The sequence below is a fragment of the Deltaproteobacteria bacterium genome, assembly GCA_028818775.1.
In the GTDB taxonomy this organism is placed as follows: domain Bacteria; phylum Desulfobacterota; class Binatia; order UBA9968; family JAJDTQ01; genus JAJDTQ01.
This window is the reverse complement of sequence record JAPPNE010000047.1, coordinates 1-22,803: the sequence shown is the minus strand read 5'-3', so window position 1 is coordinate 22,803 and position 22,803 is coordinate 1. Positions and strand designations below refer to the sequence as shown.

The 22,803-nt window shown below is 67.1% G+C and carries 26 protein-coding genes; 12 read left to right on the top strand and 14 right to left on the bottom strand.

The features are described from left to right. Positions 1 to 42 precede the first annotated feature (42 nt). Positions 43 to 921, bottom strand: coding sequence for an alpha/beta hydrolase (locus OXU42_04665; protein ID MDE0028685.1), 879 nt, complete (start codon positions 919 to 921; stop codon positions 43 to 45). Between the two features lie 36 nt (positions 922 to 957). Then, on the bottom strand, positions 958 to 2,568 hold the full coding sequence (gene zwf, locus OXU42_04660) for a glucose-6-phosphate dehydrogenase (protein MDE0028684.1): 1,611 nt from the start codon (positions 2,566 to 2,568) through the stop codon (positions 958 to 960). Positions 2,569 to 2,741: 173 nt separating this feature from the next. Here zwf and OXU42_04655 point away from each other — a divergent pair, with 173 nt between their 5' ends. The 3 genes from OXU42_04655 (at position 2,742) to OXU42_04645 (ending at position 4,327) form a co-directional block, all read left to right on the top strand. After that, entirely contained in the window at positions 2,742 to 2,924 is a 183-nt protein-coding gene (locus OXU42_04655) for a hypothetical protein (GenBank protein ID MDE0028683.1), read from the top strand. 75 nt (positions 2,925 to 2,999) lie between these two features. Next, the gene (locus tag OXU42_04650) at positions 3,000 to 4,010 is read left to right on the top strand and encodes a hypothetical protein (protein ID MDE0028682.1); all 1,011 of its coding nucleotides are present in this window, start codon (positions 3,000 to 3,002) and stop codon (positions 4,008 to 4,010) included. Further along, the gene (locus tag OXU42_04645; GenBank protein ID MDE0028681.1) at positions 4,007 to 4,327 is read left to right on the top strand and encodes a DUF1232 domain-containing protein; all 321 of its coding nucleotides are present in this window, start codon (positions 4,007 to 4,009) and stop codon (positions 4,325 to 4,327) included. The genes OXU42_04650 and OXU42_04645 overlap by 4 nt, the downstream gene beginning before the upstream one ends. A gap of 4 nt (positions 4,328 to 4,331) precedes the next feature. Here the strand turns inward: OXU42_04645 and OXU42_04640 are convergent, their stop codons facing one another. Next, positions 4,332 to 5,330: an aldo/keto reductase gene (locus OXU42_04640; protein MDE0028680.1), complete on the bottom strand. Its 999-nt coding sequence runs from the start codon at positions 5,328 to 5,330 to the stop codon at positions 4,332 to 4,334. 33 nt (positions 5,331 to 5,363) lie between these two features. Continuing rightward, entirely contained in the window at positions 5,364 to 5,741 is a 378-nt protein-coding gene (locus tag OXU42_04635; GenBank protein ID MDE0028679.1) for a VOC family protein, read from the bottom strand. A gap of 170 nt (positions 5,742 to 5,911) precedes the next feature. On the opposite strand from OXU42_04635, the gene OXU42_04630 reads away from it, so the two are divergent. Continuing rightward, entirely contained in the window at positions 5,912 to 6,871 is a 960-nt protein-coding gene (locus OXU42_04630; GenBank protein MDE0028678.1) for a hypothetical protein, read from the top strand. A gap of 81 nt (positions 6,872 to 6,952) precedes the next feature. On the opposite strand, the gene OXU42_04625 is transcribed toward OXU42_04630, so the two are convergent. Both OXU42_04625 and OXU42_04620 read right to left on the bottom strand, forming a co-directional pair. After that, positions 6,953 to 8,041 carry an amidohydrolase family protein gene (locus OXU42_04625; protein ID MDE0028677.1) on the bottom strand — a complete coding sequence of 363 codons (1,089 nt, stop codon included), beginning with the start codon at positions 8,039 to 8,041 and terminating at the stop codon, positions 6,953 to 6,955. Positions 8,042 to 8,217: 176 nt separating this feature from the next. After that, positions 8,218 to 9,669: an amidase gene (locus tag OXU42_04620; protein MDE0028676.1), complete on the bottom strand. Its 1,452-nt coding sequence runs from the start codon at positions 9,667 to 9,669 to the stop codon at positions 8,218 to 8,220. Between the two features lie 226 nt (positions 9,670 to 9,895). Between OXU42_04620 and OXU42_04615 the strand changes: the two genes are divergently transcribed. After that, positions 9,896 to 10,996 (top strand): LytTR family DNA-binding domain-containing protein, encoded by a 1,101-nt coding sequence (locus OXU42_04615; GenBank protein MDE0028675.1) that lies wholly within the window; start codon positions 9,896 to 9,898, stop codon positions 10,994 to 10,996. Here the strand turns inward: OXU42_04615 and OXU42_04610 are convergent. From OXU42_04610 to OXU42_04595, 4 genes are read right to left on the bottom strand one after another with little or no spacing between them, the layout of a single operon-like run. Next, positions 10,951 to 12,324 (bottom strand): amidase, encoded by a 1,374-nt coding sequence (locus OXU42_04610; GenBank protein MDE0028674.1) that lies wholly within the window; start codon positions 12,322 to 12,324, stop codon positions 10,951 to 10,953. The two genes, OXU42_04615 and OXU42_04610, sit on opposite strands and share 46 nt — an antisense overlap. Positions 12,325 to 12,354: 30 nt before the next feature. Then, positions 12,355 to 12,549, bottom strand: a complete 195-nt coding sequence (locus OXU42_04605; GenBank protein MDE0028673.1) for a hypothetical protein — start codon at positions 12,547 to 12,549, stop codon at positions 12,355 to 12,357. Positions 12,550 to 12,589: 40 nt separating this feature from the next. After that, complete coding sequence (locus OXU42_04600; GenBank protein MDE0028672.1) at positions 12,590 to 13,336, bottom strand: 16S rRNA (uracil(1498)-N(3))-methyltransferase; 747 nt, start codon at positions 13,334 to 13,336, stop codon at positions 12,590 to 12,592. Next, entirely contained in the window at positions 13,333 to 14,190 is an 858-nt protein-coding gene (locus tag OXU42_04595; protein ID MDE0028671.1) for a 50S ribosomal protein L11 methyltransferase, read from the bottom strand. Before OXU42_04595 ends, OXU42_04600 begins: the two co-directional genes overlap by 4 nt. 87 nt (positions 14,191 to 14,277) lie before the next feature. Between OXU42_04595 and OXU42_04590 the strand changes: the two genes are divergently transcribed. Then, positions 14,278 to 15,369, top strand: coding sequence for a nicotinamidase (locus tag OXU42_04590; GenBank protein ID MDE0028670.1), 1,092 nt, complete (start codon positions 14,278 to 14,280; stop codon positions 15,367 to 15,369). Positions 15,370 to 15,562: 193 nt separating this feature from the next. Here the strand turns inward: OXU42_04590 and OXU42_04585 are convergent, their stop codons facing one another. From OXU42_04585 to OXU42_04575, 3 genes are all read right to left on the bottom strand, one after another. Continuing rightward, on the bottom strand, positions 15,563 to 16,819 hold the full coding sequence (locus OXU42_04585; GenBank protein MDE0028669.1) for a dihydrolipoamide acetyltransferase family protein: 1,257 nt from the start codon (positions 16,817 to 16,819) through the stop codon (positions 15,563 to 15,565). Between the two features lie 105 nt (positions 16,820 to 16,924). Beyond that, positions 16,925 to 17,437 carry a VOC family protein gene (locus tag OXU42_04580; protein MDE0028668.1) on the bottom strand — a complete coding sequence of 171 codons (513 nt, stop codon included), beginning with the start codon at positions 17,435 to 17,437 and terminating at the stop codon, positions 16,925 to 16,927. Positions 17,438 to 17,511: 74 nt separating this feature from the next. After that, positions 17,512 to 17,841: a hypothetical protein gene (locus tag OXU42_04575; GenBank protein ID MDE0028667.1), complete on the bottom strand. Its 330-nt coding sequence runs from the start codon at positions 17,839 to 17,841 to the stop codon at positions 17,512 to 17,514. A gap of 149 nt (positions 17,842 to 17,990) precedes the next feature. On the opposite strand from OXU42_04575, the gene OXU42_04570 reads away from it, so the two are divergent. After that, complete coding sequence (locus tag OXU42_04570) at positions 17,991 to 18,752, top strand: SDR family NAD(P)-dependent oxidoreductase (GenBank protein MDE0028666.1); 762 nt, start codon at positions 17,991 to 17,993, stop codon at positions 18,750 to 18,752. On the opposite strand, the gene OXU42_04565 is transcribed toward OXU42_04570, so the two are convergent. Next, positions 18,742 to 19,590 carry a metallophosphoesterase family protein gene (locus OXU42_04565; GenBank protein MDE0028665.1) on the bottom strand — a complete coding sequence of 283 codons (849 nt, stop codon included), beginning with the start codon at positions 19,588 to 19,590 and terminating at the stop codon, positions 18,742 to 18,744. The two genes, OXU42_04570 and OXU42_04565, sit on opposite strands and share 11 nt — an antisense overlap. Positions 19,591 to 19,750: 160 nt before the next feature. On the opposite strand from OXU42_04565, the gene OXU42_04560 reads away from it, so the two are divergent. From OXU42_04560 to OXU42_04540, 5 genes are all read left to right on the top strand, one after another. Continuing rightward, a complete protein-coding gene (locus OXU42_04560) occupies positions 19,751 to 20,263 on the top strand; it encodes a thiamine pyrophosphate-binding protein (protein ID MDE0028664.1) in 513 nt (170 codons plus the stop codon). Next, positions 20,260 to 20,868, top strand: a complete 609-nt coding sequence (locus OXU42_04555) for a thiamine pyrophosphate-dependent enzyme (protein MDE0028663.1) — start codon at positions 20,260 to 20,262, stop codon at positions 20,866 to 20,868. Before OXU42_04560 ends, OXU42_04555 begins: the two co-directional genes overlap by 4 nt. A gap of 176 nt (positions 20,869 to 21,044) precedes the next feature. Beyond that, complete coding sequence (gene dctP / locus OXU42_04550; GenBank protein MDE0028662.1) at positions 21,045 to 22,052, top strand: TRAP transporter substrate-binding protein DctP; 1,008 nt, start codon at positions 21,045 to 21,047, stop codon at positions 22,050 to 22,052. A gap of 16 nt (positions 22,053 to 22,068) precedes the next feature. Continuing rightward, the gene (locus OXU42_04545; GenBank protein MDE0028661.1) at positions 22,069 to 22,584 is read left to right on the top strand and encodes a TRAP transporter small permease; all 516 of its coding nucleotides are present in this window, start codon (positions 22,069 to 22,071) and stop codon (positions 22,582 to 22,584) included. 11 nt (positions 22,585 to 22,595) lie between these two features. Continuing rightward, a partial coding sequence (locus OXU42_04540; GenBank protein ID MDE0028660.1) for a TRAP transporter large permease occupies positions 22,596 to 22,803 on the top strand: 208 nt, incomplete at its 3' end.

The following is a 22,803-nucleotide window of genomic DNA, read 5'->3' as shown; positions in this document are numbered from 1 at the left end:
GGTCTTCGATTCAGCACACACGCCGCTCCTGCCTGGCGGGCGTCACCCGTGGTTGTTCAGGAACGGGATCAGCACGGCGGCCAGCTCGTCGGGCTTTTCATGTTGCACGTGATGGCCGGCGCCGGGGATTTCCACCAGGGTCTTGTTGGGGAAGTGCGCGATCCGGTTGTAGCGCGGCGACTCCCGGTAGCCGGAGTCCGCCCCGAACACCAGCAGCGTGGGACAGTCGATCCGCTCGATGAATGCCTGGACCTGGGCCTCGGAGAGGGACGAATACGACGGGTTGCGCGCCCGCGGATCGTACTTCCACACCAGCCCGTTCGGGGTCCGGCGGGTGCCGTGGCGCGCCATGTGCATCGCCACCCGGTTCGGGATCAGCGGGAATCGCCGGCAAACGGCATCGGCGGCCTGCGCCACCGTGGCATAGTAGGTGAGGATCGTGTCGGAGCCGTCGTCGCGGGTCCAGCGGCCGAAAAGCTCGGGGGTCTCGCGCTCGGTGCGGCCGTAGGGACCCGCCGACTCGATGATCACGAGCCGCTTGATTCTCTCCGGCAACGCACCGGCAAGGACCACCGCCATGCTGCCGCCGAGGGAGTGGGCCACCAGCGTGATCCGGTCCTTGTTGAGATGGCGCAGCAGACCCACCACGTCCAGCACGAAGTCCTCATGCCGGTAGCCGCGCTCCTGGCCCACCCAGCCGCTGTCGCCGTGGCCGCGCAGGTCCAGGGCTACCATGTGGGGCAGGCTGAAACCCGCCTTGTCGAAGGACTCCAACAGAAAGTCCCAGGTGTGGCAGTGGTCCCGGTTCCCGTGGACGAAGACGAACGTCTCCTGCTCCGGGTCGCCCGCCTCCAGGTAGTGCACCCGGGTCCCGTCGATCTCGAAGGTCCCGTCGCGAAATTCCGATCGCAACTCCGTCACCTCTTGCTCTCCGCAATATCCGCCGCCAGGCTCACCTTACCGGCCGACCTCCGCGATCCCCATCTGGCTCAACTGGCGCCAGCCTGTGCTGCTGTCCAGCAGCAGCCGGTCGGCCTCGTCGGGGCCGTCGGTGAACGGGTAGTAGTTGGGAAACCGGGGCGCCGGCAGCTCTTGCCAGCCCGACAGGATCGAGTCGGTGAAGCGCCACGCGTAGTCCACCTCGTCGGAGCGGGTGAACAGCGACGCGTCGCCGCGCATGGCGTCCAGCAACAGCCGCTCGTACGCCTCGGGCGAACGCTGCTCGAAGGCTTCGTACATGAAGTCCATGTTGACCTTGGCCAGGTTGATCTGCATGCCCGGGCGCTTGCACGCGAAGGACAGGCTGATGCCCTCCTGGGGCTGGATGCGCAGGATCAGCACGTTGGCACTGGCGGCGGCCATGGCGTGTCCGTCGGGCACCGCCTGCTGGCGGAACAGGCGCAACGGCGGGTGCCTGAACTGCACCGCGATCTCCGATACCCGGTTGCGCAGGCGCTTGCCGGTGCGCAGCACGAAGGGGATGCCGGCCCAGCGCCAGTTGTCGATCTTGGCGCGCAGCGCGACGTAGGTCTCGGTGGTGGACGTGTCGTCCACGCCGTCCTCCTGGCGGTAGCCCTTGACCACGTCGCCGCGCAGCTCGCCGAAGCCGTACTGCCCCCGCACCGTGCTTTCCCGGACCTCCTCGGGCGAGCCGTAGGGCACGAGCGCGCGCAGGAGCTTCACCTTCTCGTCGCGGATGGACACGGGCTCCACCGCCGCCGGCGGCTCCATGGCGATGAGGCACAGCAGTTGCAGCATGTGGTTCTGCACGATGTCCCTGAGCGCCCCGGCCTTGTCGTAGAACGCCCCCCGGCGGCCCTCCATGCCCAGGGTCTCGGCCACCGTGATCTGGACGTTCTCCACGTACTTCTGGTTGAACAGCGGCTCGAAGATGGCGTTGCCGAAGCGGAAGCTCAGGATGTTCTGGACGGTTTCCTTCCCGAGGTAGTGGTCGATGCGGTAGATCTGGCTCTCGTCGAGGATGCCGGTGACCTCCTCGTTCATCTCCCGCGCGCTCTTGAGGTCGTGTCCGAAGGGCTTCTCGATGATGACGTGGGACCATCGGGGCTCTTCGGGATCGCGGATGAGGCCTGCGGCGTTGAGGTTGTGGATGATGGGGGTGAAGAACTCCGGCGCCACCGAGAGGTAGAACAGCCGGTTGCCGGGGAGATCGCGTTCGGCGTCGAGGGCGTCGAGCCGGGCCTTGAGCCTGTGGAAGGACTCGACGTCGGTGTTGTTGCCCGGCTGGTAGTGGAGCGCACCGAACAGGGGACTGCCGGCGTCCACGTCGGCGAAGTCCTGGCGCATCTCGTCGAGCATGCGCTCCCGGTACGCCTCGTCGGTCATCTCCGTGCGCGAGAAGCCCACCACGGCGTAACGCTCGGGCAGGTATCCCGTCTGCTCGAGATGGTACAGCGCGGGGATCAGCTTGCGCTTGCTCAAGTCCCCGGACGCCCCGAAGATCACCACCGTCAGGGGGTCCTTGGCGCGGAACGAGTTGTCCGCCTTGCCGGAGCCCTGGCCACCGCTGATGCGCACCGAGGCATGCATGCCGTCGTGAGATTCCATCCGCATTTCTCCCGGAAAAGGACGATCGAAACGTACAAGTAGCGCGAACCCCAGACATTGTCAAAAACGGCCGGGATGCGTTGTTGACAGCGGTCCGACCGGCGGCTATCCTCTGCCACGATCCTCTTCCGGCGCCTCCGCTTCACTTCACAACATCCGAAAAACCAAGAGCCATGATCGAATTCGAAGGCAGAACCATTCCCATCACCCTGGCCGAGGTCGCCGACCCGCAACGCACCGTCCTGCTGGTCTGGGACATGCAGAACGACCAGGCCGGCAGCTCGTTCAACAAGGACGTGGTGGATTCCGCGGAACTGACGGCGATTCGGAGCGCGGGCGGCGGCCCGACAGGCTGACCCGTGCAAGCCCGCTTGTGGTGCGCGCCTCGTGCGATCGTCGGGTCCCTCGGTGAAGGACTCGGACGAAGTCGCATGCCGGCGTTTCCCCGGATCCACGGTACCGTCCTGCTGCTCGTCGCGTGGCTCGCCCTGCCGTGCTGGGCGGCGGCTTGGGAGATGGTGCCGTGGGACAGCCCGCGCAAGGGCAGGAAGCCTCCCCCGAACCTCACCGCCGTGGCCATCCCGGACCGGGACCATGCGTTCATCGGCACCAGCGACGGCCGCCTGCTCCGCTGGGACGGGAACCGCATGAGCGCCATGGACCACCCGGCTAAAGTGAAACCGAGGAAGTTCGTGGTAAACGCGCCGGACGACGTGTGGGCGTTCGGCGACGACGCCTTGTCCCTGCATTACGACGGCAGGGCGTGGACGCGGGTGAAGAATCCCCTGACGCGGCGCAAGCGGTCGGAGGGGAGGCTCTGGGGCGCCGGGTGCGCCGCGCCCGACCGCTGCTTTGCGGGCACCCGCGATGGGCGCCTCATCGAATGGGACGGCAAGGAGTGGCGCCATGCCCTGAGCCCGGCGGGCAAGGCACGTATCTACGGCATGGCCTTTGCGTCGCGCCGCTCCGGCTGGATGGTGGGCGACGGGTTCTTCGCGCGCTGGGACGGCACACGCTGGGAGAAGGTGGACGTGCCGGACGTGCCGCGCATGTACGACGTGGTCCTTGCCGGCAACGGCCGGGGCTGGGCCGTGGGCGACCACGGCGCGGTCTTCGAGTACGACGGAGCCGCGTGGAAGAAGACCGACGTGCCCGGTTCGTTCTTCCGGCTGCGCGCCGTCGCCTGCGCCTCGCCCACCGACTGCTGGGCCGCGGGCGCCGCGGGAGCGGTGTTCGGCTGGGACGGCGCACGGTGGCAACGCACCCGCCTCGGCACCCCCGAGAGGCTCACCGCGGTAGCCATGCGGGACGGACAGGCGCTCCTGGCCGGCGACCGCGGCACGCTCTTCCGTCGGAGACCGTCCCCCACGCCACCGGAATCCCCGGCGGCGGCAGCCTCCTCCTTACCACCGGAACCCCCCGCGCCACCCAAGAGCCCATGATCCGGTTGAGTTCCCTCTTCTACCTCTTGCGTCTCGGGCCGCGCCGGCTTTTGGGTCTGGTGCAGCACCTGCCCAGCTTCCTGCGGCTCTTCTGGCGGCTGTTCAAGGACCCGCGGGTCGGCATCAAGGCCAAGGCGCTGGCCCTGGGCGTGGTCGCCTACCTGATCATGCCCGCGGACGTCATCCCCGATCTCCTGCCCGCTCTGGGGCACTTCGACGACCTGCTGCTGCTGTTCCTCGGAGCCAAGGGATTCATCGCCCTGTGCCCGCGCGAGGTCGTGCAGGAGCACGTGCAGCGCATCGGCCAGGGGCGCTGAGCGGCTACGAACGATCCCCGAAGTCGCTGTCCCACATTTCGCGCAGGCCGGTCATGGCGGCGTCGGGCAGGGGGCCGGCGCCGGAGCAGGCGACGGCCTCGTCGATCTGTGCGTTGTTGGAGAACCCCACGAGCACCGTGCTCACCTCGGGCTTCATGAGCGCGAAGCGCATGGCGGCTTGCGGCAGGGACTCCAGTCCGTGGTCCCGGAGAAAACCGAGCTTGTGGGCGCGGGCGACGTCGCGCTCGTAGTCGGAGCCGGCGGACAGCGGCTCGCGGCTGGTGCCGCCTCCCGACTCCGGGGTCGGGCTCAGCACGCCGGCGGCCAGCACCCGGATGACCACCACCCCCATGCCTTGGGCGGCGGCCCGGTCGATGACGCGTCCGTAGTCCAGGGCGCTGAAGCCCTGGGGCACCGACTGGCCGGCGCTGGGATTGAGCAGGTTGTAGTAGGCCTGGAAGGAATGGAACTCGCCGCTGTCCACCAATGCCTGGATGGCCTCGACCTCACCCAGGCCGGTGAACCCGAAGAAACCCACGCGGCCCTGGTCGCGCAGCCGCTTGAAACCCTCGACGACGCCGCCCGGCCCCAGCACCTCGTCCGGGGTCATGCCGAAGCGCCCGGACTCGCGCCTGTTGACGAGCCGGGTGTGGAGTTGCATCAGGTCCACCGAATCGCGTCCCAGGCGCGCGAGCCCCTGCTCCGCGTGAGAGACGGCGGCGGCGGCGATGTCCTGAAGCGCGTCGGATTCGAGCCGCACCTTGGTGGAAAGCACGACCCTCTCGCCGACCTCGTCCAGCACGCGCCCGAGGTGGGTCTCGGACTTCCCTTCTCCGTAGGCCCTGGCGGTGTCGAAGTAGTTGACGCCCAGGTCCAGCGCATGCCGGACCGCGTCGAGCTGTTCGTCGTGGCGCCCCCGCACCATCAGCCCGCCGACGTTGCCGCAGCCGAAGCCGATCTCGGAGACGCGCAGTCCCGTGCTACCCAGCATCCGATATTGCATGAAGCCCGCTCTCGTTGTGTCCGCGCCGCCGGTTCATCTTCGCGGCGGCAGGATCTGAAGCCGGTGACCGTCTGGGTCCCGGAAATAGATGCACTCGGGATCGTTGCGCCGCCCGTTCACGGCGACGCCCGCGGCCTCCAGGGTCGACTTCACCTCCTCGTAGCTGCCCGTCTCCACGTGGAGCGCGATGTGGTTCAACTCGCGGCTCTCGTCGTCCTCCGGGGGACGGCCCCTCGCGAACAGCGCCAGTTGCTGCGGTCCGCAACGGAGGAACAGTTGGCCCTCGTTCTCGTGGTCCACATCCATCCCCAGGAGATCGATGTAGAACCGCCTGGACCGGGACAGGTCCTGCACGTGCATCACGACGTGGTCGATGCCCGTGGTCCTGATCCTGAGGGTATCGTTTGCCATGGGAACGTCTCCTTTCCCGCAACGGGCCGCTTCCGGCGCACGGCCCGGCGACGGTGGCGCACCGATTGTGGATCAACGGCCCCGCGGAATCAACCGACGGCCGCTCGCACCCATCCAGAGTTGCACGTGGGCGACACATTGATGAAGATGCGGAGGACGAGGAAAACCGCATGCCGCTGGAACTGACCATGATCTGCGCCCCCTACGACCGCGCCCGCGCGCTGATCGAGGGGAGCGTCAAGCCGGATGGAATCGACCTGCGGGTCCACGTGGACGCCGATGACGTGAACCGGCACTTCGACGGCCACGGGGGCCACTACGACGTGGCGGAGTTCTTCACCGGGCGCTACATCGTCGACCTGCCGTTCAGGACCCTGGGCTTCACCGCCATCCCGATCTTCGTGAAGCGCATGTTCCGGCACTCCTACATCTACGTGAACACCCGCGCCGGCATCGTCGAGCCCGCGGACCTCAACGGCAAGCGCGTGGGCATCCAGAGCTGGTTCACCACCACCGCTCTTTGGGCCCGCGGCATCCTGGAGGAAGAGCACGGCGTCGACCTGCGCTCCATCCGATGGGTCGCCGGGAGACCCCCCGAGAACCCCCACGAGTGGACGCAGCCCGACTGGCTCAAGCTGGAGGTGGCGGACGGATACGGCAAGCTGCGGGATATGCTGCTGGCGGGCGCCCTTGACGCGTTCATCACCACCGCCACCCTGGCCCCGGAAGACCGGCCGCGCGTGGACTTCCTGTTCCCCGACTACGCCCAGCGCGAGCGCGACTACTACCGCAGGACCGGCTTCTTCCCCATCCAGCACACCCTGCTCGTTCGCACCTCGATCCTGGACCGGCATCCCTGGGTGGCGCGCAGCCTGTTCGACGCCTGGCAGGAGTCCAAGCGGCGCTGCTACGAGTGGCTGGAGTGGCAGCGCGTGCACCAGACCGGTCTCTGGTACCGCGCCCTGTGGGAAGAGGAACGCGCCGCCGCCGGCGACGACCCCTATCGCTGGGGTTTCCGGGAGACGAGGACCGAGGTCGACAAGATGCTGGAATATGCCCGGCGGCAGGGCCTCACCCGGGAGCGCTTCGCACCCGAGGACATGTTCCACCCCACCATGCTGGACACGTAGAACAGTGCCATCGGCCATGCACTTCAATCACGTGCCTCGTACCCGAACGAGGCACGTGGGGTGGCGGTTCAGCCGGCGGGACTACATCCCGTAGAACGCACGGGCGTTGTCGTTCAGGATCTTCTCCACCACCCGCGCGGGGACGTCGTCGCGGGCGCGCAGCTTGGCGGCGACGTTGTCCTCGAAGGACTGGTCCAGGTGGCCGTAGTCGGAGCCGATCATGATGTGGTCTTCGTGGATGTAGTTGAGCAGCATCGGCAGGTCCTCGTCCACCTCGCACACCACCCACATCCGGCACTCCTCGAACAGCTCGGGGCCGATGGGGATGCCTTGTCCCCGGGTGGTGCGCCGGAGCTGGTGCAGCAGGTAGGGCGCCCAGGAGGCTCCGGCCTCCACGAAGCCGAAGCGCAGGCCGGGGAACTTCTCGGGAATGCGGTTGGCCACGAGGTCGCGGAAGGCGATGAGCGGGAGCATGCGCAGGTGCGGCAGCGTGTGGCTCACGCGCACGTCGAACACGCTGGAGATGGCCGGCGAGCCCGCGCCGATGTGGATGCAGATGGGGAAGTCCAGGCGGCTCGCTTCCTCGTAGAGCGGGTAGAAATAGGGCTCGGCCAGGGAACGGTCCCCTTCGATGCCGCGCATGTTGACGCCCACGGCGCCGTGTTCCTTGGCGTAGTGCAACTGCTTGATGGACTCCTCGATGGACGTCAGCGGAAACACCGCGGTCCAGCGCAGGCGGTTGTCGCCCTGGGCCCAGACCTGCCCCATCCAGGTGTTGTAGGCGCGGCACAGCGCCACGTCCAGGTCCACGTCATCTGTGAGATACACTCCCCATAGGGTGGAGTAGATAACTTCGGCGTCGGCGCCGCGATTGTCCAGCTCCCGCACCCGCGCGGCGGGATCGGTCAACTGGCGCACGCCCAGGTCGATGTCCCGGCGCGTCCACTGGCGTTCCTGCTCGGCCGGCGTACTGAGCCGGGCGCTGCCCTTGCCCACGGACTTGGGGAAGATCTGCCCGTCGATAAGCCAGAAGGCGTTGGAAGTCTGGTACTCGGTGTCGCCGGGGGCCTTGAGCAGGATCGGGCGGCGGTCGTAGACGTCCTTGTCCATGAGCTCCCAGATCGCTTCCGACTCGATGACGTGGGTGTCCGCGTCGATGAAACCGTTCATGATCGTCTCCTTTCCGACCGTCGGCCCTCCGAACAATTTGCGGGACGCCAAGCACGGTCCTTCGACTTCGCTCCGCTGGCGCTACGCTACGCTCAGGACGAACGGAAAGTGAAACCCCCTCACCGTTCGTCCTGAGCGTAGCGTAGCGCCAGCGGAGCGAAGTCGAAGGGCGCCACCTAGGGCAACGGCGGCGCCTTGCCGGTGGCGGGCGAGGCCTGCTCGTAGGCGTGCGCCACCTGCATGACCGTGTCCTCGCGAAACGAACCGCTCGCGATCTGCACGCCGATGGGAAGGCCGTCCTTCGAGAAGCCGCAGTTGATGCTCAGCGACGGCAGCCCGTTGACGTTAAACGGGATGGTGCACAGAGTCAAGAAATTGCCGTAGGCACCCTGGAGCGGCATCTTCGCGCCGTCGACGGTCACGTAGCCGGACTGGGAATCGTCCATGGAAATGGCCGGCACCGGGCCGGTCGGCGCCACGATCACGTCGACCTCTTGCAGGGCCTCGTCGAACCCGTCGCAGATGAGCCGGCGGATGCGTTGCGACTGGTTGTAGGCCAGCCCGGACACCGTCAGCGCCTGGATCTGGGTGGAAAGCATGCTCGGGCTGTAGTCCCGGGCATGATGCCGCAGGTAGTATTCGGCGTCTCCCGTGCTCTCCACCCGGCTGGCGCAGAGCTGTACCGCCGGGATCAGGTCCATGTGGGGAACCGTGACCTCCTCCACCGTCATCCCCAGCCCGCGCAGGGTGTCCAGCGCTCCGGCAAAGGCCTGCTTGACCTCGTCGGAGGCGAACTTCTCGAAGTATCCCTCGATGATGCCGGCGCGCATTCCCTCGACGGACCTCCCGAGGCTGGCGGCATAGTCGGGCACCGGCGCGGTGGAGCTCAGCGGGTCCTGGGGATCGTGTCCGGCGATGACCTGCATCAGCGCCGCGCAGTCGGCCACCGTGCGGGTCAGAGGACCGAAGTGGTTGGTGGAGTACCCACCCGTGCCGGGCACGCCGCCGAAAACGCTGACGCGCCCGTAGGTGGGCTTGAGCCCGACGATGCCGCACAACGCCGCCGGGTTGCGCACCGATCCGGCGGCATCGGTGCCGACCGACGCCAGACACATGCTCGCGGCCACGGCCACGGCCGAGCCGCTGCTGGAACCGCCGGGGATTCGCTCCGTGTTCCAGGGGTTGCGCGGGGTGCCGTAGAACGGGTTCACCCCATGGCTTCCCTTGGCCCACTCGTGCATTTGGGTCTTGCCCAGGCTCACCGCCCCGGCCTCCCGCAATCGGGTCACCACCGTCGCGTCGAAGTCCGGGATCCACCCGGACAGCGCCTTGGCGCCGGCCGTGGTACGCACCCCGCGGGTGGCGAGATTGTCCTTGATGGCCACCGGTATCCCGTGAAGCGGACCGCGGCAGTCGCCGGCGCGGATCTCCTTCTCGGCCGCCGCGGCCTCCTCCAACGCGCTCTCGGGCGTCGGAGTGAGATAGGCGCTCAGCAGCGGATTGAGCCGCTCGATGCGCTCGATATAAAGCTCTGTGAGCGCCACCGGCGAGACCTCGCCGCTACGTATCCTCGGCGCCAATTCGGTAATCGTCAGGGTTTCCAAGTCCTTCTCGACCATATCGAGCATGCTCCTCTCGGGCTGACTTCCGGATCGGCTCAATGTACGGATCTCGGCAGGGACTATACGCGGGAACCCGCGTCAGGGGCAAGATCCACAACGCGCCCACCTGTTCCTTCCAGATTGTTTCGTCAACTTGCGTGGTGAAACTGGTTTTGTTACAAACCTGCACGTTTGTGCGCCGAACGCCAATACCTCCCGTGTGCGCTGGCATGTTTCCGGTTGGAGGCGCTACGTGAACACAACGAGAGCTTTCCCAAACGAGGAATTTGCGGCGATTGACGTTGTCGATCGCAATTTACGAACTTGGCAATCGGCGTATCGCGAAATGTTGGCGCCGGGAATCCTGGCCCTGGCGATAGCGATCGTGGCCGTGTTCGTTGTCCTCTACACCGTCATCGGCGCGGCCGGGACCCACGCGACGGTCGCCTGGCCGCAACGCTTGGCATTCTGGGGTATCGCCGCCGTCGTTTGTTTCCCAGTCTGCTACTCCAAGAGCGTCCTTGCACTCTACCTGGCCGGTTCCCGGCCGTTCCCACAGGTTCTGCTGGCCCTTTCCGCTACGACCGTGATATCGGCGTTGCCGGCCACGGCGTTGGTCTATACCCTCGACCGTGCGTGGCTGCCCACCCATGCCTCGGATGATTTAGGCGCACTTTACCTTTGGGTGTTCGCGCCGATGTTCCTTGGCAGCGTGTTTATTTTCCACGTCATTTCGCGGAGCTCCAAGCGTCCCGACCCCGTGGACGCGGCCGCGGTGAGCGCCGCGGCCCGCCGTGTACCCCTTCCGAACGCCATCGCATCCGGCGAGCCGCCCCTGACGGGCTCCCCCGTTGATGGAGCCGCGCCTCAATCCCCGTTCCTGGGACGGCTGTCCGCCCATCCGGACGCCGACCTGATCTATCTCAAGATGAACGATCACTACGTGGAGGCGGTCACCTCCGCGGGCAGCGAGATCATCCTGATGCGCTTCGCCGACGCGGTGGCCGAGCTTGCCGGCATGGGAATGCAGGTGCATAGATCCTATTGGGTCTCTTATCGCAGCGTGGTGAGGCTGGAGAAGGACCGGCACCGCCGCTACGTGGAACTGGCGGGAGGGCACAAGATACCCGTAAGCCGGACCTACCTCCCGGCGGTGCGCCTGGCCGTCGAAGGCGTGGCGGCAGGGGGCGCCGCCCGTCCCCGGGCCTGGACATCCGGCACGACCCCGGACCCTGAAAGCGCCGGGACCGGAGCAGGAGGATCGCGGCCATCGTCGAAGGCCCCCGCGCCGACGACGCCACCGCAACGTCAACCCGCCGGCCGGCGCTCGAACCAGCGGGTTTCCTGCTGGTAGGCGTAGCCCACCCTCAGCAGCGTGGACTCGGCGAAAGCCTTGCCCCAGAACTGCATGCCCACCGGCAGCCCCTTGGAGTTGAAGCCGGACGGGATGGCCAGCGCCGGAACGCCGGCGAGGTTGGCCGGCGACGGGTAGTCCGGACGCAGCATCTTGTTCACCGCGTCCAGTCCGTCCAGTTCCGAGGCCAGCGGCGCGGCCGTCGGATTGGTCGGAAGGGCCATGACGTGGACCTCGCGGAACACGTCGTTGAACTCCCGCCGCAGACGGCTCCGCATCCGCTGGGCCTGGATGTAGTCGCCGCTGGTGGACACCGCGCCTATGAACAGGCGCGCGCGGCGGGACTCCGAGCCCTCCCCCGACATGGCCGCGTCCATGTCGGCCCGGCAGATGTTGTAGAACTCGCACGAGTAGATCAGACCGTTGGCGATGGTGGCGTACTCCATGCTCGGCACCGTCACGTCCCGGATCTTGGCGCCCAGGGAATCCAGGGCCGCCAGCGCCTGGTCGAACAGCTCCAGGACCTCGGGATCGGTGTCGATGAGCTTGAAATAATCCCGCGGCACGCCGACGACCATGCCCGAAACCCCGGCGCGCAGGTCCGCGCTGTAGTCGGAAACGTCCACCGGGCTCGAGGTGGGGTCCCTGGGGTCAAAGCCGGCCAGGACCTGGAGCATGTGCGCGAGGTCCTCCACCACCCGGGTCATGGGGCCGGCGGTGTCCAGCGACAACCCCAGCGGCGCCAGTCCGAACCGACTGACCCGTCCGTAGGTGGGCTTCAGGCCGGATATGCCGCAGAAGGACGCGGGGTTGCGGATGGATCCCGCGGTGTCCTCGCCCAGCGAGCCCATGCACAGCCCGCCGGCGATACCGGCGCCGGAGCCGGTGCTGGAGCCGCCGGGCACATGGTCGAGGTTCCAGGGGTTGCGGGCAGCCTCGATGCCGCCGGGAAGCCCGCTCATGTTGAGCTTGCCGAGCAGCACCGCGCCCGCCTCGCGCAGGCGGCGCACCGCGGTGCAGTCTTCTCCCGGTCCCGCCGGTTGCGGGATGCGCACCATGGAGAGGGCGCCCCGGACGTCGTACTGGTCCTTCACCGCGAAGGGAACCCCGTGCAGCGGCCCCCGATAGCGGCCGTTCAGGATATCCTGCTCCGCCGCGCGCGCCTCTGCCAGCGCGCTCTCCTCCATGAGGTTCACGTAGGCGTGCAGGTCCCCGTCCACGGCGTGAATCCGGTCGAGATAGGCTTGCGTCAGCTCCACGGGCGACACCTCGCGCTTTTGCAAGCGCGGGGCGATGCTGTCAATGCTGGAAAAACACAAATCCGACATGTCCGTTCCTCGTCGTTCCGCGAAACGCTCCTACCGGTCCTCGTCCGTCTCGGGCCGGAAGACCCCACCCACCTGCTCGCCGGCCAGGTTGATGGAGTGAAGCTTGTCCAGGCTCTCCATGTAGTCTTCCAGCATCGGGATGAAGCGCTTGCGGTCACTCTTGGCCATCTTCAGGCCGGCCCGGCCCAGCAGCCGGTTCAGGGTTTCCTCGGTGTGCTTGTCCATGACGAACCTCCTGTTCTCGACAATGTTGCACCGCCCCGCCTCACCCCAGATCGCCCCACAACAACTGCACGGCGCAGACCGCCGCCACGGCCGCGGTTTCCGTGCGCAGGATGCGCCTGCCGAGCCCGACGGTGCGGAAACCGCGCGCCGCCGCTCTCGCCGCCTCTTCTCCGCTGAACCCGCCTTCCGGGCCCACCATCACCAGCACCGATCGCGGCCTGTCCAACTCTTCCCGCAGGGAAGCCAGTCCCCTTCCCTGCGCGTCCTCCCAGAACAACAGTCTGGCGTCGCACTGCCAGTCCCGGTCGAGCATGGCGTCGAACCGGTCCGGCTCACCTATCTCCGGGATGCGGGTGCGCCCCGACTGCCGGGCCGCCGCGGCGGCGATCTTCCGCCAGCGCTCGCGGCGGCGCTCGCCCTTGTCGCCGCCGAACCGCGGCACGGTGTGCGACGAGAAAAACGGCGCCACGCGCGTCACCCCCAGCTCGGTCGCCTTCTCCACGATCCAGTCCATCTTGTCGCCCTTGCCCACGGCCTGGACCAGCGTGACCGCCAGGGGGGACTCCCGCTCCGGGCGATAGGACCGTACCACGGTCATGGCGGCAACTCCACCTTCATAGGCGGTGATCACGGCCTCGTGCTCGGCGCCCTCGCCGTCCCAGAGCAGCACCCGGGAGCCGGGGCGCAGGCGCAGGACCTTGCGCATGTGCGCGAGTTCCGGGCCCGCCACCGTGGCGGCCCCGTCGCGCACCGCATCCGGCGATACCAGGAAGCGCGGCAGGCTCATGATTCCTTCAGGAGCAGCACGGTGCTCCACTCCTTGCGGTCCTTGCGTTGAACCATTCGGAAATCCCGGAAACACCGCAGCACCACGGGAACGTGGTCGCGCAGCAGCCCCGACAGGATCAGCGAACCCCCGGCGGCCACGCGCCCGTTCAGCGGAGGGGCCAGCTCCACGAGGGTCTCCAGGATGATGTTGGCCACCACCAGCGGGAAGCGGCGCCGGACGCGGTCGAGCGGCATGTTGCTCAGGGTCACCGCGCCGTCCACTCCGTTGAGCCCCAGGTTGGTCCGGGCCGCCTCCAGCGCCACCGGATCGTTGTCCAGCGCCAGCACCGCGCCCACCCCGAGCCGGGCCATGGCGATGGCGAGAACGCCCGACCCCGTGCCCACGTCCAGCGCCCTGGCCGGCGCGGCGCCGGCGCATAGCTCGTCGATAAGCTCGAGGCAACAGCGGGTGGTCTCGTGGGTGCCCGTGCCGAATGCCATGGCGGGCTCGATGAAGACCACGCGGCGGCGGTTCTCCGGCGGACGGAACCACGGTGGCGTCACCACGAGCCGGCGCCCGATCCGCTGCGGCTTGAAGCGGCCGCGCCAGGAATCGTGCCAGTTCTTCTCGGCCATCACCCGCCAGCGGGTACGCCCCACGAGGCAATCGGGAAAGATCTCCCGGAGCCCGCGCAGGTAGCGTCGCACCGCGGGCTTGAGGGCGGCAGCGTCCACGGTGTCGGGAAAGAACGCGCGCAGGGACCGGTCTCCGCAGACCACACCGGTCGAGCCGTTCTCCACGAGGAAGCTGGAGATCGTGTCTTGCACCGGGCCTTCGGCCTGCACGGAAAGCTCGAGCCAGCGGGCCGCCATGCTCTCCTTTATGTCACAGGCCCGCCCGCCGGGGGAAGGCAACGCGCTTGTTGCCTGCGGGCGGGCCGCTGGTAGAATAGGCTCATTATGGCAACGGACATAGAACAGACGCCCGCCTGCTACCGTGCCGACAACGCGGCCGACTTCTCCTATACTCCGGACCGCATGACCGTCTTCGAGGAAGCCAACCGGTTCCGGCGGGAGTTCGGGATCGCGCCTGCGGCGGCGGATGCCAGAAGAGTCGATTTGCTGCTCATCGACGTGCAGCGGGACTTCTGCCATCCCGAGGGCACGCTCTACGTGGGCGGCCGCGGCGGACAGGGCGCGGTCGAAGACAACCGGCGCATCGCGGAGTTCATCTACCGCAACCTCGCGCGGCTCACCCACATCCGCTGCACCCTGGACAGCCACTACAACTTCCAGATCTTCTTCCCCTGGTTCTGGGTGGACACGCGCGGCGAGCCGTTGGCCCCCCATACGCTGATCACGGTGGACGGGCGCGACGACCGCGTGCTGGTCAACATCGATCCCGCGGGAAACGTCCTCAAGGAGAACGTCCTCCCCAATCCGGCCATGACCCCTTGGGTCACCGACAAGGGCTACGACTGGCTGGTGGAGCAGTGCCGCTTCTACAACCGGGAGCTGGCGGCCGGCGGGCGATACACGCTCTACCTGTGGCCGCCCCACTGCCTGGTGGGAAGCCCCGGCCACACGGTCACGGGTGTGGTGGACGAGGCCAGGACGCTGCACTCGCTGGCGCGGATGACCCAGTCCTGGGCCGAGATCAAGGGCTCCCACAACCTGACGGAGAACTACTCCGTGCTGCGCCCCGAGGTCCTGACCACCTGGGACGGCGGCGCCCTGGCGGAGCGCAACGTCCGCTTCTACAAGACCCTGGTGGACGCCGACGCCCTCGTCGTGGGCGGCCAGGCCGCCAGCCACTGCGTCAAGAGCACCGTGCAGGACCTGCTGGAAGAAATCCGCAACGAAGACCCGTCACTGGCCCGGAAGGTCTACCTCCTCACCGACTGCATGTCCTCGGTGGTCGTCCGCGGCCCAGACGGCGCCATCCTCGCCGACTTTACAGAAGCCGCGGAGCAAACCCTCGACGAAGCCGCCTCCGCCGGCATGCACCTCGTGCGCTCCACCGACCCTATGGAGAGCTGGCCGGGGATGTAGCGAAACAGGTTTCCCGTAACCCCCCGAAGCATCGTTCCCACGGAACAGGCTGTGTCGAAACTCATGAGGCAGAGACCCCTCGAATCGTCATTCCCGCGAAACAGGCTGTGTCAAAACCCCATCTGAGAAAGGCAACAACCCCCTGAATCGTCATTCCCGCGGAAGCGGGAATCCAGGGGTGGCGAGGGGCGTGCTAAACCTGTTCAAGGTGCTGCTTCACCCTTTGCAGGAACCGGGCGCCGATGGCGCCGTCCACGACACGGTGGTCGGCAGAGAGGGTCATGGTCATCATGGCGCGGACGGCGATGTTGCCGTCGTGGGGGACTACCCGGGGAGCCACTTGCCCCACGGCCAGGATGCCGCATTGCGGCGGGTTGATGATGGCGGTGAAGCTGTCGACGCCGAACATGCCGAGGTTGGAGACCGTGAAAGTGCCGCCCTGGTAGTCGGCGGGTTTGAGTCCACGGCTCTGAGCCAGGCTCGCAAGCTCGCGGCTCCGGCGAGCCAACTCCTCCAGGTCCAGCTTATCAGCGTTGCGGATGACCGGCACCAGGAGGCCCTCGTCCACGGCGACGGCCATGCCGAGGTTCACATCACTGAACTGTTGGATGCCCGCGTCCGTCCAGGCGGCGTTCATGGACGGTGATTCGGCGAGCGCCCGGGCCGTCGCCCTCAGGATGAAGTCGTTGATGGACGGCGTCTGCCCGGACGCCTGCTCCTTCAACGCCGCGCGCCGGGACTCGACGGCGGTCATGTCCACATCCATGCTGAGGTAGAAGTGCGGCGCGGTCTGCTTGCTCAAAGTCATGCGCTCGCCGATGATGCGGCGCATGCGGCTGGGCGGGGACAGCGCGCCCTCGGCCGTGGGAGCATCCGACGCCACGGACAGGATGTCGCGGGCGACTACGGCACCGCCCGGTCCGGAGCCCGATACGCCGGCGAGTTCCACACCCTTCTCCATTGCCAAGCGTTTGGCCGCGGGGGACGCAAGGAGCCGGCCGGTGCCGGGGCTTGCCGCGGGAACCGCGGTTTCGGCGGACCGTGGTTTCGCTGCATTCCGGGGCGGCGTTGCACGCGTGCGCCGCGACCCGGGCACGGGACGGGAAATGCGCGTGTCCGGCGATTCCGTTGCCTTCGGGGAAGGCGGGGCCAATCCCTCCGGTGGAGACACCTCCTCGCCCGGCTCCACGATGAGCGCGATGGTCTGCCCCACCGGGATGTCGTCATCCGGCTCGGCGGTGACCTGGGCCAGGATTCCCGAAGCGGGCGCCTCCACTTCCACCACGGACTTGTCGGTCTCCACCTCCATGAGCATCTCGCCCTTGGTGACGGAGTCCCCTGCCTGCTTGAACCAGCGCACGAGGCGGCCCGTCTCCTGGGTCGCGCCCATGGCCGGCATGATCACGTCCACCGGCATCGTGCCCCTGCCCTGCTGCGCTGTCCGGTCCATTCGCATGGCAAGGTGCGAATGAACCGGACAGCGCACCACCGATTCGTTGGATGGAGCGGAGGGAGGAGAGCGTCGTGCCGGCCCCTCCCTCCGCGGTGATGCGGACTACTCGTAGTTGACGCCCGGAATGGGCTTCTCGAGCACTTCTTCCAGCGTGGTGGCGCGGGACCACTGCTCGGCCGGCCGGCTCTCGCCTTCCCAGCCGATCTGGTCCATGGAGGCGTAGAGCTCGATCTGGAAGCCGTCGGGATCGGTGAATTCCACCCCAGGGTTGCAGCCCGGGCCCCTGCGGCCTTCGTACAGGATGGGCACGTTGTTCGCCTTAAGGAACTCGCGGATCTTGAACAACTCGGAGACGCTGCCCACCTCCATGGCGAAGTGGTTGAACGCCACCTGGTCCTGCTCCGGCTGTCCCTTGTTGGACTTGGACGGGAACAGCGCCACGGTATGGTGGTCCGACGCGTTGCGCAGGAAAATCATGCCGCGCTCGTTCACGTCCGACACCTTGAAGCCCATGATCTCCGTCCAAAACTTCGTGCTGCGCTCGAGGTCGCTGACGTTGAACACCACGTGGCCGATCTTCTTGACCTTGATCGGGGTCTTTTCCTCACTGCTCATGCCGTGTCTCCTTTCCTGACATACCTTGGGAAGTCTCGGGGGCCGCACCGCCCGCGACCATTCTGTCTCATTCTCTAATCGATGTGAACGAAAGCCCTCGCCCAGTTGTTGGGCTTGAGCGTGTGCCCCTGCCCGGTGACGTCCTCCGCGAGAAAGACGTCCCCGGCCACGAAGGTCCGCGAGGTGCCGTCGCCCACCCGGATCTCCGCGGAGCCCGACAGGGTGATGCAGTACTGGCGCCGCGGCGCGGTGTGGAAGTCGCCCAGGTGGGTGGCCGGATCGTTCTTCAGCACCAGCCCCGTGACCGGCAGGGTCTCGAAGAAGTAGCCGCCCTCGGCGCCGGTGTCGAGATCCTCGAAGTGGGACTGGCCGTCGTCCCCGGTGAACAGTCGAACGAACTGCACGGTGAACCTCCTGTGTGTCCGAATGCGCGGACGCTGCCGCGTCCTCCTTTTTACGCCTTCGGACAGGGATAGATCAATCGGCGGGCGCGCCACCGGATTGTCGGGGCCGGTGTGCTATACTCGCCGCCATCCGAAACAGGGAGGCATCCATGCGACTCAAGGACAAGGTCACCATCATCACGGGAGGCGGACACGGGCTCGGGAAGGCCTATGCCAAGCGGTTCGCGGAGGAAGGCGCGCGGGTGGTCATCGCCGACATCGACGCCGCGGCGGGCGAGTCCGTGGCACGGGAGCTGACGGACGCCGGACAATCCGGGTGGGCGCGCGCCACCGACGTCACGAAGTACGACAGCATCGAGGGTCTCGTAGCCGAAACCGTCGACCGGTTCGGGCGCATCGACGTGCTCCTCAACAACGCGGCCATCTACGTGACCCAGAAGATGTGGATGGGGCGGGTGGAGGACTGTCCGCTGGACGAATGGGACCGGGTCATGGAGGTGAACCTCAAGGGCGTCTTCATGTGCTGCCGCGCGGTCATTCCCGTGATGAAGGAGCAGAAGTCGGGCAAGATCATCAACATCGCGTCGGGAACGTTCCTGAACGGCACCAGCAACATGCCCCACTACACCAGTTCCAAGGGCGGGGTGGTCGGCCTGACCCGTGTGATGGCCCGGCAGCTCGGCGACTGGAACATCAACGTCAACTGCATGACCCCCGGCTCCACCATGAGCGAGGACGTCATCACCGAAGAGATCCGCAAGCGACGGTCTGACAGCGCCAGCCGCCGGGCCTTCAAGCGCATCCAGGTGCCCGAGGACGTCACCGGCACCGCGCTCTTCCTTGCCAGCGCCGACAGCGACTTCATGACCGGGCAACTGCTGGTGGTGGAAGGCGGAGGGATTATTCACTAGGAGCGGTGTCCCAGACCAGCTTGAGACTCCCGCACGACTCCCCGATCTCGCCGCGCGCCCGTTCCGGCGGATAACCCAGGCAGTTGGACACGTAGCGCACGCCGTCGATGACCCGGTCGCGGTTGCGATGCTGGTGGCCATGGACATGGACGACCGAGCCCAGCGCGCGTAGCTGGGCCTCGATCCGGGTGCTGCCAGCGACCCGGCTGAAGTTGAACCGGATGGCGCGGCCGGCGCGCGCGGGCGGCGCGGCGGGCGAGCGGAACATCACCTCCCGTCTGGGGAGGAAGTGACTGAACGACAGCACCGGCGCGTCATATTCGCGACCGAGATGGGGCTCGTTCATGTCGAGGAAATAGTCCGCCACCGCCAACCGCTCCGGCCATCTGGTCAGGACCTCGTCGGCCCACATGGAGAGACTGGGGTCGTCACCCTCCCTGGGGACGTAGAGGCTTTCGGCGCCCTGCTCCGGCTTCACGTACCAGGAGAACAGCGGCACCACCCAGGCGCCGGGATCGTCCGAGCCGGAGGAGATCCGGGCCGGGGTCGTGCCGACCCCGAGGTCCGCGCACAAGCGCACGACCTTCCCGAACTTGTCCACGGAGTCTCCTGATTCGCCGCGCCGGACCCAGAGCTCGTGGTTGCCGGGTACGAAGAAGACGTGGGCAAACCTCTGGCGGAACGCTCGGAGAACATCGGTCAGCCTGGCGAGATCGTCGGTGACGTCTCCCGCCACGAGTACGGTGTCACGGCGATGGTCGCCGGCGGACAACGCCTGCACCAGCGCCATGTTCTGCGGGTAGTCCGCGTGCACGTCTGAAATGGCGAAAATACGCATGGCGGTGTCAGACCTGATCCCGTACGGTCGGTCCCTCACACCGGTTCATAGCAGTTCCGTCTTGTTATCCGTAGACGCCTTGGCTATGATCGCGCCCGGCTGACCCGTCGGGCCGGCGGCGAGAACCGTTGACCGCCGGCTTGTGTGCGTAGCGAAACTCATGAGCGAGGGAACCAATCACCGCCCGAGCGAACTGCTGGCCGCCCTGAAACGGGCCGGCGTCAGCGTCGTCGTCTCGGTTCCAGATAGCTGGATCGGGGTCTTCATGGAGAGGGTGGACGAAGATCCGGACATGACCCTGATCCGCGCCACCCACGAGGAAGAGGCCCTCTCCATCTCCTGCGGGGCGCGGCTGGGCGGCGCGCGCACGGTGCTGCTGATCCAGAACGTCGGGCTTCTGACCACCGGCGCGGGCATGGTGTGCCTGGCCCAGCGCTACCAGTTCCCGATCCTGATCCTGGCCTCGTACCGCGGGTCGGCACGGGATCCGGTCTTCTATCACCTCCCCAAGGGGCGGGCGACGGAGCCGGTGCTGCGGGCCTACGGGCTCTCCTATGCCGTGGCCGAACCCGACCTGCCCATCGACGCGCAGGTGGAGCGGGCGGCGACCTTCGCGGAAGAGGGCTCGGCGCCCTTCGTGCTGTTGCTGGACAGCGAGGACATACGCTGGTGAGCGCGTCACGTCCGACACGGGAAGCCTACTACAGGGTGCTCGCCGAATGTGTGTCTGCGGACACGCTGGTGGTCACCTCCCTGGGCAACGCCTCCTACGCCTGGTCCAACGTCTGCGACCGCCCGGAGAACTTCTACCTGGAAGACGCCATGGGGCTCGCGTTGCCGCTGGCCCTGGGGCTGGCCGTGTCCCAGCCGGAGAGGCGGGTGGTGGCGGTGGAAGGCGACGGCGGGCTGATGATGCATCTCGGGACCCTGATCACCGTGGGGTCCGTCGCTCCACGAAACCTTACCGTGCTCCTGGTGAACAACAACATCCACGCGGCGTCCGGGGGCCAGCCGTTGACCAACACCGAACTGAACCTGGCGGACCTGGCCCGTTCCGCCGGCATTGGCAAGGCGGAGGGCGTCGCTTCCCTGGAAACCTTCCGGACGCTCCTGCCGCCGGCCTTGACGGAGGAGGGTCCCTCGTTCCTGGTGCTGGCCACCGAACCCGACATACCGCCGGTGAAGCCGGCGTTCCCCATGAACCCGCCCATGATGAAGCAGCGTTTCATGGACGCCATCGGCGCGCCGCGCTACGTCCCCGCCATGTTCCGCGCCTAGTGTCGCGTCCCGCAATTTCCGGCTACCGGAACACGGGCCTTCCCGGCCGCCGAAACGTGTTGACAGGCTTTCAGTGAAGGCGTCTAATCGGGCCGGGCCTCGGAGGAAACCGGCGGTTTCCCGGATTTTTTGCGTTGGGGCACCTCTGATTGGGGTGTCCAGAGAGGGGGAGCGAAATGAAGCGAAACGGCTCAATCGGTGCATGGATGGTGGCGGCGCTGGCCTTGCTGTGGCTTTCGGGCGGGGCTGGAACCGCATCCGCACAAGTCAAGCTGAACATGGTGGGCTCCTGGCCTCCGGGCGTCTCTTCCGCCGCCGACGTCGGCATCCGCTACATGGAAGAAGTGAACCGGCGCGCCAACGGCAAGGCGGTGATCACCTTCAAGGGAGCGCGGGAAGTGGTTCCCACCTTCGACCAGCCGGAAGCGCTGGTGCGGGGCGTGTTCGACGTCTGGTTCGGCGCGCTGAACTACTGGGCGGGCGTGGTCAAGCCGGGCTACGTAACCGAGCTGTCGCCGTTGGAGCCTCCCGACGGCGGGCCGGGGAACGCGCTGCACGACTTCATGGTGAAGATGTACGAGAAGCAGGGGGTCCGCTACCTTGGGGCCTTCTCGGGCGACCGGAACACCGGCAACCATTTCATGTCCACCCAGAAGGAGGTCTCCAGCCCGGCCGACCTCAAGGGCATGAAGATCCGCGTACCGCCGCTGACGCGCTTCTTCGTCAAGGCGGTAGGTGCCGAGCCGGTAACCCTTCCGCCGTCGGAAGTCTACCTCGCGCTGGAGAGGGGCACGGTGGAAGGCTTTACCTGGCCCTACTACGACGGCTTCACCAACTTCGGCTGGCACAAGGTCACCAAGTTCCTCATCGGCCATCCGCTGTACCGGGACGGCATCGGCATCGCGGTGAACCTGAAGAAGTGGAACAGCCTGTCCAAGGACGTTCAGCAGGCCATGCTGGATTCCGTCGCTCCGGTCCAGCGCTGGTCCGCCGGCTGGATGTCCGCGCACCAGGCCTATCAGTTGGCGGCCATGAAGAAGGCCGGCATGAAGGTCATCAAGTTCTCGGACGCCGAGGCGAAGAACTGGGCCAAGACCTCCAACGAGGCCCTGTGGGCGCACTTCAAGACCGTGATGAGCGCGGACGACTATGCCGCGGCCAGGAAGCTGATGGGATATAACTGACGGCTCACACCCCCGCATGACGGCCGGCAAGAAAATCATCCGCATCTTCGACTGGCTCCTGGATGCCGGCGCGGCGCTTTCCGGCGCCCTCTTGGTGGCCGTCATGCTCCTCACCTCCGTCAAGGTCTTCTTCCGGTACGGTCTGCGGGAGGGCCTCTTGGGGGTCGACCAGATCAGCGGCACGCTGCTCGTCTACATCGCCTTCCTGGGCGCCGCCTGGGTGCTCCGGCGCGAAGAGCACGTCACCATCGACCTGCTGGTCACCCGGCTCAGGCCCGCGACCCGCCGCTGGCTGACCTGCGCCAACTCCGTTGTCGGCGCGTTGATCTGCCTCGTGGTGGCCTGGTACGGCACCGTCGAGGCCGTCACTTCGTGGCAGCGGGGCATCCTCATCCCGGCCGAGATCGAGATCCCCAGGGTCATCAACCTGGGCGTCATCCCGCTGGGCTGCTTTCTTCTCTCCCTCCAGTTCATGAGACGGGCCCGGCGCGCCTACGACGCGGCACCCGAACCCGTGGGGTCCGGCGGGTGAGGTGAACAGCGGTGGAGTGGTGGGCCTACATGCTGTTCTTCTTCGGCGGCCTGACCGCGCTGCTGCTCATCGGGCTGCCGGTAGCCTTCGCCTTCACGTTGGTGAACCTCGTCGGGGTCTACGTCTTCTGGGGCGGGACCATCGGCCTGCAGCAGCTCGTGCTGAGCATCGACAGCTCCATCTCCACCTTCGTGCTGGTGCCCGTGCCCATGTTCATCC